General features: G+C 62.2%; 9 protein-coding genes. 5 read left to right on the forward strand and 4 right to left on the reverse strand.

Going from position 1 to position 13,231, the window contains the following annotated elements; all coding sequences use genetic code 11:
- Positions 1–35 precede the first annotated feature (35 nt).
- The gene (gene aspA / locus BJG93_RS30090) at positions 36–1,454 is read left to right on the forward strand and encodes an aspartate ammonia-lyase (protein ID WP_027194886.1); all 1,419 of its coding nucleotides are present in this window, start codon (positions 36–38) and stop codon (positions 1,452–1,454) included.
- A gap of 43 nt (positions 1,455–1,497) precedes the next feature.
- Positions 1,498–2,619, forward strand: a complete 1,122-nt coding sequence (locus BJG93_RS30095; protein WP_027194887.1) for an asparaginase — start codon at positions 1,498–1,500, stop codon at positions 2,617–2,619.
- Between the two features lie 59 nt (positions 2,620–2,678).
- On the opposite strand, the gene BJG93_RS30100 is transcribed toward BJG93_RS30095, so the two are convergent.
- The 3 genes from BJG93_RS30100 to BJG93_RS30110 form a co-directional block, all read right to left on the reverse strand.
- A complete protein-coding gene (locus BJG93_RS30100; protein WP_027194888.1) occupies positions 2,679–3,797 on the reverse strand; it encodes a patatin-like phospholipase family protein in 1,119 nt (372 codons plus the stop codon).
- Positions 3,798–3,979: 182 nt separating this feature from the next.
- A complete protein-coding gene (locus BJG93_RS30105) occupies positions 3,980–4,480 on the reverse strand; it encodes a YciE/YciF ferroxidase family protein (RefSeq protein WP_027194889.1) in 501 nt (166 codons plus the stop codon).
- A 127-nt stretch (positions 4,481–4,607) separates the two neighbouring features.
- Positions 4,608–5,843, reverse strand: coding sequence for a DUF2252 family protein (locus tag BJG93_RS30110; RefSeq protein WP_027194890.1), 1,236 nt, complete (start codon positions 5,841–5,843; stop codon positions 4,608–4,610).
- Between the two features lie 305 nt (positions 5,844–6,148).
- Between BJG93_RS30110 and BJG93_RS30115 the strand changes: the two genes are divergently transcribed.
- The gene (locus BJG93_RS30115) at positions 6,149–6,454 is read left to right on the forward strand and encodes a hypothetical protein (protein ID WP_034477624.1); all 306 of its coding nucleotides are present in this window, start codon (positions 6,149–6,151) and stop codon (positions 6,452–6,454) included.
- A 353-nt stretch (positions 6,455–6,807) separates the two neighbouring features.
- Positions 6,808–8,781: a glycoside hydrolase family 28 protein gene (locus tag BJG93_RS30120; protein WP_231337671.1), complete on the forward strand. Its 1,974-nt coding sequence runs from the start codon at positions 6,808–6,810 to the stop codon at positions 8,779–8,781.
- A gap of 8 nt (positions 8,782–8,789) precedes the next feature.
- On the opposite strand, the gene BJG93_RS30125 is transcribed toward BJG93_RS30120, so the two are convergent.
- Positions 8,790–11,606: a putative bifunctional diguanylate cyclase/phosphodiesterase gene (locus BJG93_RS30125; RefSeq protein ID WP_154671708.1), complete on the reverse strand. Its 2,817-nt coding sequence runs from the start codon at positions 11,604–11,606 to the stop codon at positions 8,790–8,792.
- A gap of 319 nt (positions 11,607–11,925) precedes the next feature.
- On the opposite strand from BJG93_RS30125, the gene BJG93_RS30130 reads away from it, so the two are divergent.
- Positions 11,926–13,200, forward strand: coding sequence for a GGDEF domain-containing protein (locus tag BJG93_RS30130; RefSeq protein WP_231337659.1), 1,275 nt, complete (start codon positions 11,926–11,928; stop codon positions 13,198–13,200).
- Positions 13,201–13,231 lie beyond the last annotated feature (31 nt).

A 13,231-nucleotide genomic window follows, 5' to 3' on the forward strand; every position in this document is an offset into this window, starting at 1 on the left:
GCTCGCCTGTCGATTTCAGAACCTGAGAGGAATTCATGCTTGCACCGACCGAACGTATCGAACACGACCTTCTCGGCGATCTCGCCGTGCCCGCGAGCGCGTATTACGGCGTGCACACGCTGCGCGCGCTGCAAAACTTTCCTATCACGGGCATGCCGATTTCCGTGTATCCGAACCTCGTCAATGCACTGGCGAGCGTGAAGCAAGCCGCCGCGCTCGCGAATCATGATCTCGGCCTTTTGAGCGAAGTGAAGACGCAGGCGATCGTGCACGCCTGCACGCAAGTGCGCTCCGGCGCCGCGCACGAGCATTTTGTCGTCGATGTCATTCAGGGCGGCGCGGGAACGTCGACCAACATGAACGCGAACGAGGTGATCGCCAATCTCGCGCTCGAGCATCTCGGACAACAGCGCGGCGAATACGCGGTTCTTCATCCGAACGAGGATGTGAATCTCGGTCAGAGCACCAACGACGTTTATCCGACCGCGCTGAAGATCGCCACGCACGTGGGAATCATGCAGCTCGTCGACGCAATGGGCGTGTTGCGCGCATCCTTCGAACGCAAGGCGGTGGAATTCGGCAACGACCTGAAGATGGGCCGCACGCAGCTTCAGGACGCCGTACCGATGACGCTCGGCCAGGAATTCAGTACTTTCGCGGTGATGCTCGGCGAAGACCAGGAACGGCTCAAGGAAGCGGCCCAGCTTATCTGCGAGATCAATCTCGGCGCGACGGCGATCGGCACCGGCATCAACACGCATCCGCAATACGCGCAGCTTGCATGCAGACACCTGAGCGAAATCACCGGTATTGCGTTGACCACGTCGCCCAATCTGATCGAAGCGACGCAGGATGTCGGCTCGTTCGTGCAACTCTCCGGCGTATTGAAGCGCGTCGCCGTAAAACTCTCGAAGACCTGCAACGACCTTCGCCTGCTGTCGAGCGGTCCCCGCGCGGGTCTTGGCGAAATCAACCTGCCGCCGGTGCAGGCGGGCTCGAGCATCATGCCGGGCAAGGTGAATCCGGTGATTCCGGAGGTCGTCAACCAGATCGCGTTCGAAGTTATCGGCAACGATGTGACCGTGAGTTTCGCCGCCGAAGCCGGGCAGCTCCAGCTCAACGCGTTCGAGCCGATCATCGCGCACAGCCTGTTCAAGAGCGTCGCGCACCTGCGTGCGGGGTGCCTTACCCTGGCGTCGAAATGCGTCGACGGCATTACCGCAAATCGTGAGCGGCTGCGCGCGATCGTCGAGAACTCGGTCGGCATCGTGACCGCGCTGAACCCGTACATCGGCTATATGCACTCGACCGAAATCGCGAGAGAAGCGCTTACGTCGGGCAAAAGCGTCGCGCAGATCGTGGTCGACAAAGGGTTGTTGAGTCAGGCGCAGCTCGACGAGATCCTTCAACCCGCCATGCTGACGCAACCGAGAAAAATGACGTCGGCGGGTTGAGCGAAGGGCACGCGACTCTTTTAAACGATAGATGAGGTGAGAGATGAACATCGACACGATCGATCGATCAGCCATGCGGCTGTGCGTTTCGGCGGCACTGCTGATCGCGGGACTTGCCGCGGGCACTTGCGTGAGGGCGGCCGACGCGCCATCGCAACAGGCAAGCGCCGTCACCGCCGCGCCGCGCGTTCTGTTGCTGGCCACCGGCGGCACGATCTCCGGCACCGCCGATCCCCGCTCGGCGATCGGCTACAACTCGGGCAACGTGAAGGGGCAGGAACTGGTGCGCGGCGTTCCGGGCATCGAGAAGCTCGCAAGCATCAGCGCGGAGCAGATCTCGAACGTCGGCTCGCAGGACATGAACGACAAGATCTGGTTGCAGCTTGCGCGGCGGATCAACGAGGCGTTCGAGCGCAACGAAGCTGACGCCGTCGTGATCACGCACGGCACCGATACGATCGAAGAAACGGCGTTCTTCCTGAACAACGTGCTGCGCTCCGACAAGCCGGTGGTGCTGGTCGGCTCCATGCGGCCGGGCGGTTCCACGAGCGCGGACGGTCCTAACAATCTGTACGAAGCCGTCGAAGTGGCGGCGAGCGCGCAGTCGCACGGCAGAGGCGTGATGGTCGTCATGAACGACCAGATTCACGCGCCGCGCTGGATCACGAAGACCCATACCACGGCGGTACAGGCGTTCGCGTCGCCGAACGCGGGCGCGATCGGTTATGTCGATCCGGCAAGCGTGCGCTTCGTCGCGCCGGCGGCGTCATCGACGCGCGCTGCGCTCAGCCTGCCCGCGGATGGGCAATTGCCGCGCGTCGATATCGTCTACGCCCACAGCAACATGGACGGCCGCCAGATCGATCATGCGATCGCCGACGGCGCGAAGGGCATCGTCGTAGCGGGTGAAGGCGATGGTGACATGTCGAAGGAAGCGCTCGCGGCGCTCGACCGCGCGGCGGCCAAAGGCATCGTGGTGGTTCGCTCGACGCGCCTGGTGTCGGGCTTCGTGAACCGCAACGTCGAGGTGGATGACGACAAGCGCGGATTCGTGGCGTCGCTCGATCTGAATCCGCAGAAGGCGCGCTTGCTGACGCAATTGCTGGTGGCCAACGGCGTGACCGACCCGGTCAAGGTACAGCAGGCGTTTAGCGCGACCTGGTGATCTGTTGGGCGCGGCGGCGGGGGCGCCGGATCGGATCGGTCTTGCGCCGCCTGTCCTTTTCAGTCTCGTTGCGCGTTCGGGTTGCCGCTGTGCTTGAGCGTCGGATCGAGCAACGAACCCTTGATGTCAAACGAAGACGTTTGCCCGAGCTTTGCGTAGTCATTTTCGAGCCATACGTCCGCCACTTCGCGTCCACGCTCGAAGAGCGTTTTGAGCAATGGCCAGGACGTGCTGCTCTTCGAGACAAAGCCGAACTTCGCGAGAAAATCGTCGTCGCGAATCAGGTGAAACCGCACTGGCTTGAACCGGCTTTTGCGCGCCGCTTCCTCGCCGACCGAGTCGAGCACGCGGTTGACTGCTTCGATCGCGTTGATCTCCAGCACCACGGATGCGTTGAAACCGATTTCGTTGAGCCGGTCGAGAATGCCGCGCGCGTCTTTGGGCGGCATGTCGTGGCGCACGAACGGATTCGCGAGAACGAGGATCAGGTCCTGGGCATGGCCGATCAACGGCGCCAGAGGCGGGTTGCCGAGATAGCCGCCGTCCCAGTACGGTATGCCGTCCACGCTCACGGCGCGAAACTCGCTCGGCAGGCATGCGGAAGCGCGCAATACGTCGATGGAAATGTCGGGGCGTGTGAAGATCGCGCGCTGGTTGGTTCGTACATCGGTTGCGCAAATGAACAGTTGCGGGCCATCGCGCGTCGTATTGAGCGTGGCGAGAACCGGTTCGGGGAGGGCCGAACGAATCACCGGACCGAGCGGATCGCGGTAGAACGGATTGCCGTAAGGCGAAGCGACGAGTCCCACGGCCTCCAGCACGATGGGGGCGGGGTTCCAGTCGATGTTCCAGCCGCCGAATGGGCCGGGTTCGGAAAAGCCGAACAGCGCATTGCCCGCGAGCGCGCCGGCGCGCGACACCGCCTCCCAAAACGCGCGCAGCATCTCGCGTGCTGTCGTTGCCCCGCTGGTTGCGAGACCCGCCGCGCACAGCGTCGCATTGATTCCGCCCGCGCTGGCGCCGCTAATTGCCGCGATGTCGAATGGCGTTGCCTGCGACGACGCCTCCAGCAGACGGTCGAGCACCCCCCACGTGAAGGCGCCGTGCGAGCCGCCGCCTTGCAGGGCGAACGCGACCTTGGGGCGTTTCTTTCGCGTCGAGTTCCGGGGTTCGTCCATCGCCATGGCTCCTTCGCGTCTTCATCGCGTTCCCGGCCATCTTACGCGTACGCGACGATTCCAGCACGCCATAGCGGACCGCCGTCGATCCATGCGGTGACCCCCGGCTCCGCAGGCAATGGAATAAGCGGCAAGCGCATGCAAATACTTCAAGTGGTGAGCCTGCGCTATGCCGCGACGGTTCACTGTTGTTGCTTCGCCTTCTGGTTGCCTGCGTTTTCGGCGAACTGGGTTAGCTTGAGGTCGGTCGCCTTTTCTTCGTCCAAGGTCTCTTTCAACAGCTTCACGGCTTCAGTGAAACCGAGTTGCTTGCCGATCGCGCAAAGACTGCCGTAGGCAGCGATCTCATAGTGTTCGACCTTCTGCGCAGCCGCCACGAGACCCGCATCTAGCACCGGACCCTTTTCAATCTCATCGATGAGTTCTTGCCCTTCCTCGATGAGTCCTTCCATCGCGACGCACTTCATTCTCTTCAGGCGGATGTTGCAGGTCTCGACCACCTGATCGATACGTTGCACCTGTCCATGCGTTTCCTCGAGGTGAGTCTTGAACGCATCGCTGAGTGCCGGATCGGACGCGGCGCGCGACAGTTTCGCCAGTGCGCGCGTCAACTGTTTCTCCGCACTGTAGATATCCGACAGCATATGAATGAAAAGATCGTCGACCGTCTTACGTTGAGACATTTCGCGCTCCTGAGAAGTTGGGGAGAGCCTGGAATGTCGCAACCGCTGTGCCCGAAACCGGCAGAACGTCGTCGATGCCAGAGTGTTTCACCGGCTAGACCGCGGTTAAGCGTGAGCGCGTCGCGGCCTACCGTGACGGGCGGTCGTGCGCGAACCCTCTGCAGTGCCCGAGGTAGTCAACTTCATGCACCGCCATCAGTTCCACGATGCTGCGCCATAGCCAAGGCGGGGCGGTGCGTGATTCCTCTCGGCCCTTTCCCAGTTCGGCAAGCCATGCCGCGCGCGTGCCGGTGTCCATCTGCCGCGCATGCGCCCGACCGACGACCAGCGCGAGGAAATGCGCAGCCTTCACGGCATCGTCTTCGGAGAGCCGTTCCGACTCCAGCTTCAGGTCCTGCCGCATCAGTTCGCGAACAACGACGGTGCAACCATCCAGCCGGGCCGCAATCATCCGCTCGCCGAGCATTGGGGTGAGATGCCGCGCGCCCTCCAGGACGCGCTTTGCGTTATCGCGCGGAATGCTTGCGCCATCCCGTTGGGGCGCCGCGGCTGCGGCCGCTTGCTTGATGTCGACCAGGTACGGCGGGCCGTCGGATGGACATGTGTCATCGACGTTCAACAGAACGGCATAGCGGCGCCGTCCGAGCGAGCTGCAGCCTTTCACCCAGTACGCGGCATCGAGTACCTCGATCTTCGGGGCAGCGTTCGTTCTGCCGGTCAGCGCCGCATGAATGCGGGGCGCCGACTCGCTCTCGAAGAGAGCGTGAATCGCCACACGTTCCGCGTCGGATAGCGGCCAGAATCGCTTCCCGAGCGGTATTGCCGGTCGACTGTTGTCGATGGTCTGCCGATCCATTCGATGCCACGACCGATGCAGCGCCTCGTCCATGGCGATCTTCGCGACGTCGGGGCGTTGCGCCTTTTTTGTCGCGTCGCTGCGGCTGTCGTCGAACGCCTGTTCATAACCATCGGCAAGCGCATCGATCATGCTGCTGATGATCACGCCGGGCAGGTCCGAGCTGCGTGCGGCCGTGGCGAGTGACAGTCCCAGCCGCAGCAGGTCGTGCAGGGGATTGCCAATCACACTCTGGTCAAGATCGCGGATCTGGATTGCAACGTTGCCTGTCGCGTCGGCGACCGGACCCAGATTGCCGAGATGGCAGTCACCGCCGATCCACACGGCCGGTCCTTCGGGCAATCGGCCGCGAGGCTGGCTATCGAGCCAGGCGTAGAAGCGAGAAGCACTGCCGCGGACATAGGCATGCGCCGAGCGGGCCATCTTTTGTCTGCGACGTGCGGTGAGCAGCGGTTGCCTTTCATCGGGGCCGGGCAGCGCTTTAATTTTTGCGGATTTCCGTGTCACGACGCTTCCCCTAGGTTCTTGCTGTAACTACCGGCGTGCGGTGGCCGTGTAGCCGCTGCACGAGCGGCTCCGACGGTTGATCGGCGAGCAAAAACGAGGCCTGAAGCGTTATTGGCGTGAACCGCTGCGAGCCGTGCGTTGGCCGGCAGGTTCATCGCCGCGGGAATGTGCGTTGCTCGACTCACATCGGCTAAGAACCCGAATTGGGAGACGCACCGCGAATGCGGCCAAAGAGGTTCTCAAGCGAGCGGAACGCCAGCCATGCCCGGCGCTCGCCCAGCCTGTCGGTTTGCGGGAGAAAGGAAATGTCGACTCAAGACTATGCGCCCTATCGCGGCTGCGATATCGAGGTTCACGTCTCGCTGTCCCGATCGCACGGGCTCGGCGGCAAATATCGCCGCTTCCGGGTGTCGTGGACGGTGACCATGCCCGGCGATCCGCCTCGCGAACTGGCGAATCTGCCGGAGCAGTTCGATTTTCTCACTGAGCACGAAGCGTTCAAATACGGAGAAAACCGCGCGCATACGTTCATCGACTCTATTCTGTCGACGCCGTCGCGACGACGGCGGCTCGGCGATAGGCGCCCGCGGCCCGAGGCACGTACGGGTTGAGGCCGGCGGATGCTCCCGCCAGGTCGTTGTGCGCATGATGGCGAGTTTGCTTCAGCACGGCTAGCTCGCTTCACCCGACTTGCGCATCGGCATGGTCCATCCATGCACGCCTCAACAGTGACCGAAGGCCCCCGGCGACTGCCTGCCGCGCTCGAGGCACGGCGGAAAAGTCTCGTAAGGGTATCCACCATGTGTACGGTCGGAGTCCTTGTCTTTACTCTTCTAGACTTGTCATACAACCAGCGCCCTGCCGATTCGCGCGCACCTATAACTATCTGTCTGGAGGGGACTCGATGTCCAAGCTTTCGTTCGATCTTGATAAAAATGCACCCGCAACGGGCGACTCCTTGCGCATGTCGCGCCGTGGATTCATCGGGCTTGGAAGCGCACTAGCGGGCAGCGCGCTGCTGCAAGCCTGCGGTGGGGGCAGTAGCGTGTCCGCTCCCGCGGGAAGCACCAGTTCTGCGCCCGGGACCGGAAGCACGCCGCCAACGGCTGCCGCCGACCCGATCTGGGGCCCCAATGGCTCAGCGACGAACATCATCAATGCGCTGCAGAAAGTCGCCCAGAGTGCGTTCCCGGCCGTCGATTTCCAGGTCGAACAGTACGGTGCGCAACCGTGCGCGGTCATCGCACAGGCCAGCCCCTATACCGGTACTTCATCGCCCGTGAGTACCGGTGCCGGCGCGACCAACGCACCGGGATCGGTGGATTCACGTCCCGCGTTCCTCGCGGCAATCGCCGCATGCAATGCAGCCGGTGGCGGCCGGGTCGTCGTGCCGGCGGGCACGTGGTATTGCGCGGGCCCCATCGTGCTGCAGAGCAACGTCAACTTCCACCTGAGTGCGAACTGCACGATCTATTTCAGCCCAAACCCTGCCGATTATGCGAAGGACGGTCCCGTCGACTGTGGCGCTAACGGCAAGCTTTTCTACAGCCGCTGGCAGGCAAACGACTGCCTGAACTTCGGCGCGCCCGTGTACGCACGAAACGCCAACAATATTGCGCTGACTGGCGAAGGCCCGACATCGGTGTTGAACGGTCAGGCAATGACGCCGTTCGCCGGAAGCGGAAACACGAGCACCTGCTGGTGGACCTACAAGGGCACCAGCGGCGCGTACGGCTGCGCGGGGTCGTCCACGCCGTCGCAGGCCTATTCGAACCCGAACAACGCCGATCTGAAGGTGGTCGCCCCCAATCTTTCGGCCGCCCTCTACACGCTATTGACCAATCCCGCTACGCCGTGGCAGCAAGACCAGAACTACCTGCCGGCGCTCTCGGAAGCGGGCGTGCCAGTCGCGCAGCGAATCTTTGGTCTCGGCCACTATCTGCGGCCGTGTATGGTCGAGTTCATCGGTTGCACGAACGTGCTGATGGAGAACTACCGAACCAACAATACGCCGTTCTGGCAGCACCACCCCACCGACTGCACGAACGTCGTGATTCGTGACGTGACAGCCGACAGCATTGGGCCGAACAACGACGGCTTCGATCCCGACGCCTGCAACACGGTGCTGTGCGACAACGTAACGTTCAACACGGGCGACGACTGCATCGCGATCAAGTCAGGCAAGGACCTCGACACGGAGTACGGACCCGCGCAGAACCATGTGATCCAGAACTGCATGATGAACAGCGGTCACGGCGGCATTACGCTCGGCAGCGAGATGGGTGGCGGCGTGCAGAACATCTACGCACGCAATCTGACCATGCTCAATCAGTTCTGGGCAACGAATTCGCTGAACATCGCTATCCGTATCAAGACGAATATGAACCGCGGGGGCTACGTCAAGAACTTCTATGTGAATGGGGTGACGCTTCCGCACGGGGTGAGCCTCACGGGCGGCGGCTACGGCAGCAAGTTGCTGGCCGGCAGTCCGATCAACAGCACCGTGCCCATCGGCGTCGCCACCGCAACCGCTGCTAACCCGTCCGCGTCTCAAGGCGGTCTGATTACGTTTGATTGCGATTACCAGCCTGCTGCCGATGCCATCCGCACTCGCCCTGCGCTGGTGGACAACGTCAACATCACAAACGTCAATGCCTCGAACGTGACATTGGGCAGCACGACCGGCTCCTGTTTCCAGGCCATCGTTGCACAAGGTCCAGTGGCGTTCGACTACAACGGCCCGGCGCCCGCGCCGACGGTACCCGCAATCACGGGCGTGACGATTTCCAACTGTAACTTCGGCACGCCTGCGGCCGCAGGCCCCGCGAGCGCCAGCACGCCCGGCCCGATCTACCTGTACAACGTGCACGACATCACGTTGCAGAACGTGATCATCGCTGGGCAGACGCTGAATCAGACGCTGTCGGATCCGCGTTAAATACGCTCTCATGACGGGGTGTTTTGCAACTCCGTCATGAGGCTTGCCGCGTAGGCCGGAATACTTGCCGCCGGCTGTGGGGCGGCGAAGTAGTATCCCTGAACGGTCTCGCAGCCGGCCTGGGCAAGGAAAGCCAATTGCTCTACCCGCTCGACGCCTTCCGCGACGACTTCGAAGCGCAGCTTGCGGGCCAGGGCGATGATCGCACCGATAATGGTCTCATCCGCACGACTGGTGCCAATGCCGCGAATGAACGACATGTCGATCTTCAGACGGTCAGCATGGAAGGTGCGCAGGTAAGACAGACTCGAATAACCGGCGCCAAAGTCGTCGATCGCGATGGACACGCCAAGGTCGTGCAGGGCACGCAAGGTGGGCAGCGCGCCCGGTGCAACCAACCCGCCTTCGGTAATCTCCAGTTCCAGACGGTCTGCGGCCAATTGCGACGCGGCGAGAGCGCGACCCACGACGCTGCCGAAATCGCTGGAAGCAAGCTGGCTGGGCGACACGTTGACCGACATGCGCAGCCCCGGCAGAACTTCCTCCCAGCGCTTTGCCTGTGCACAGGCGGTTTGCAGCGCCCATTCGCCGATTGACGCAATCAAACCAATGTCTTCGGCCAAGGGTATGAACGTCGTTGGGCTGACCGTACCGAAGTCCGCGTCGTGCCAACGGATCAGCGCCTCGACGCCAGTCAGCCGGCAGTGGCGGATGTCCACTTGCGGCTGGTACACCAGCTCGAAGTCGTTGCGCTCGGCGGCGTTGCGTAGCTTGTGCGATAGCGCGATGCGCTGAGCGGCTGCATCGGCGAGCGCAGGGGAAAATCGCTCGACGCCGTTGCGCCCGCCTGCCTTGACGCGATACATCGCAAGGTCGGCATGTTTGAGCAAGGTTTCGCAGTCAGTGCCGTCTTGCGGATAGCAGCTGACCCCAATGCTCATCCGGACCCGCAGTTGCATGTCGTCGACTTGCACTGGCTCGTTCAGCGTTCGGGTCACGCGCGCCAACAGCGCCGACAGCTCTACATCGTCGGTTGAGCCGTTGAACATCGTCACGAACTCGTCGCCGCCGTATCGGGTCACCACGCCATCCGATCCGACCGATGTCGACAGCCGCCGCGCAACTTCCTGCAACAGGCGATCGCCTGCGCCGTGGCCCAGGCTGTCGTTGATGTCCTTGAAATGATCGAGGTCGATGAAGAGCAGCGCAAATTCACGCCGCTCGAGAATCGCCGTGTCGATCATTTCACGCAGCGTCACGCGGTTCGGCAGATCCGTCAGCGCGTCGCGGCGTGCCTGCCTGAGCAGAAGATCGCGTGATTCGATGAGCTCCGTGAGGTCGCTAACCACGCTGATGTGATGCGTCACCTTGTCCGATTCGTCGCTTACCGGTGCGACGTACAGCTGATACCAGAACTCCGCTCCATTCGCGCGCCGGCTTTTCGTCAGCGTGGTGGCCTCGCGTTTGTCGGCAATGGCCGTACTGATCTGTTCGCGCAATCCAGATGTTTCCGGCCACGCGAAGTGATGACCTTCAATCTGCCGGCGCGCGCAGCCGGTAATCTTCTCGAATGCCGGGTTGGCGTATTCGACGACGTCGCCATGCGGATCGGGTCGCGTGATGAGCACGCCGTTCCCAATTGCGTCGAGTGCACGGCTTCGCAGCAATAACGCCAGTTCGGCGCTCTGCTTCTCCGTTACGTCGACGGCCGTGATGAAGCACGCCCGACGGCGGGCGTAAGTGAGGAAGTGGTACGACAGTTCCACGTAAACCGGCGTGCCGTCGCGGTGTCGATGCCGGCACATACCGGCCGAGCCGCTCCGGGTCGCGGCGGCCAGCAGGGCGCGCAGATCGTGCAGAAATGACGGCAAATCGGCGGACGCATACAGAGAGGCCATGTCGAGCGAACCTAGCTCACGGCGCGTGCGTCCGTATTGCGATGCGGCGGCGCGGTTCGCAGCGAGAATCGATAGCGTGTCGACGTCGAAAATCAACATCGCAAGTGGATGATGATAGAAATACTGACGGAAGCGGCGCTCGCTTTCCTGGGCAATGACGCGTGCGCGCTGCCGTGCGAGCCGGGTGCGATAGTGAGCAACCAACGCATAACAAAACAGAAAACATGCCGCCAGCGCCGTGATTGCAAGCACGGTCCGCTCGATCACCAGGTGGCGCGTCGCGCTGTCGGCCGCGGCTCTCAGGGAGGCGGTCTGCGCGTCGCGGAGGATCACCAACTGGGCGATGATGTTGGCCAGCATGCGGTTCGCTTCGAGTAGCTCAGGGCTGTCGACGGTGGCGCGGCCATCCACCATGCGCGCACGTACCGCGATGTCGGCTAGCAGCCACGCCCAGCGAGCCGTCTCCGCGCGCAGGCGCCTTACTACCCGTTCGCTTCGCGGGTCGCTTGCGTAACTTTCCTCCAGGCGGTCGAAGCAGGTGGCGGCCGACACTACACGCGGCACCGGCCACGCGAAAGATGCTACCCGTGCACTGTCGAGTCCCAGCAGGAAGTCGGCGTTCGCCTGGATGTGCACTGCTTGCAGTGTCTCGATGTCGTCGCGGGCGCGCAGAGCGTGATTGCGCAGCGCGTCGGACCGCTCGTGCCATATAAGCGTGTAACCCATGCCGAGAGCGAAAATGACGAGGCCAGTCAGCACCAGTGCGATGGTGATGATGAGTTGCCGGTCGACGCGATGTCGCCGCCTCCAGCGGTCAATGACGCCGGCGATGCCTAAGCTCGAAATATATTGCATCGATTCACAATCAGCGCGCGCATGGGTAAAGAAACATTGATACTCGACGGCGGCATCGCTGCGCGTCAGCATCTTTTACCGGCTACTGCGCGCCGTAACCGGGGTGTTGTCTCCTCGTTGGAGATATCGGCAGAAATACGAAGAACTTAAGAAATGCGCCGCACGAGTCACGCGCCACGAACGCCTCGATGAGATTGACGCATGCAATTCCTGGTGTTCATTTGCGCATGCGCGGCTGAGTTTCAATCGAGGCTTCGAGATAGCGCCGCAGGGCGTTGAAGGCGCGTGAGCGCACCGGCCTGGCGCCAAGGGCCGGCGACTCATCAGGCGTACAATCGTCGACGCGTACGGGGTGCCACGCTATGGCTAGCTGAATCGCTAACGGCGGGCAGTGACGATACGCGCTCCTGTTAAACCGCCGTCCAAAGGCCCGGAGATTCCCGGTCCGGCAGCACTGCGGAGAAAGAGCCACATGGCCGCAAACATAACGCCCAACCAGCTTATTGAACTGATCATCCCAACTATCACGCTGGTCTTTTCGCTCAGCTTTGCGTGTGCATGGGTTTATGACAAGCGGCTGCGCTATCTGCTGTTTCTCGCCGCTTCATTCAGTGCTTTTGCACTTGGCTCAATAGCGCAGGTCGCGCACTTGCCGGATGAATGGCGATTGAACGCGCTCATATCGGCGAGCTTTTACGTGCTCAGCACCCAGCTGCTGGCCGAGGGCATCTTGCGCAGGGCGGGGCTTCACTTCCCGGTCTCGATGCACTCATTGACTTTCGCGCTCGTGATGGGCTGCATGTATTACTTCTCCTATGTCGCGTCGAATCTGCTCGTGCGCATCTACATTCTGAATCTGAACGCCGGGCTGTGGATGTTATTTAGCGCGGCCTGTCTTCGGAAGCGCTGCAATGGCCGCATCATCAATTACATTCTTTTCTGGGTGCTTCTGATCTGCGGCGTCAGCTTTTTTGTCAGGACGCCGCTCACGGTCATTCAGCCATTGCCGCATAGCACCGCACCTTTCGGGCAGACCATTTTCTGGGTCTTGCTGCAGTTGTCGCTCGCATTGATGGGCGCTGTGTTAGGGCTGGTTCTGCTGGCCGCCGCGATGTCGGACGTGATCGACCGACTCATTCTCGAACGGGACCGCGACTCGCTGACGGACACCCTGAACCGGCGCGCATTCGAACGGCTGGCGGGGCACCGCATCGCGGATATGAAAAGCTACCCGCTTGCACTCATCGCTTTCGATATCGACAACTTCAAATCCATCAACGATCGTTACGGGCATGCGGCCGGTGATGCCGTTCTACGCGAGTTCGGCGCCATCCTGCGGGCCGCGGTGCGCGAAAAGGACGTGGTGGGACGGCTCGGTGGCGAGGAGTTCGTTCTTCTGCTGCCGGGCACTGACGGGGAGTTCGCGTACCGGATCGCCGAGCGCTTGCGCACCGTACTCGAGTCTTCGCGGTTCGATGAAATCGATGCAGCACTGTGCGTCACGACGAGTGCGGGCATTGCCCAGTATCGGCCTCGCGAGGCGGTCGCGGCGTTGCTCGCGCGCGCCGATCATCTGCTCTACGCGGCGAAACGGGCCGGACGGAATCGTGTGCTGACGGAGGCGTCGGGGCAGAGATCGGACGCCTCGACGCTTGATGTCGCCTGAGCGGCCGTGAGGGCGGCGAGGTTGGTCAAAC

The sequence above is a fragment of the Paraburkholderia sprentiae WSM5005 genome, assembly GCF_001865575.2.
Taxonomy (GTDB): domain Bacteria; phylum Pseudomonadota; class Gammaproteobacteria; order Burkholderiales; family Burkholderiaceae; genus Paraburkholderia; species Paraburkholderia sprentiae.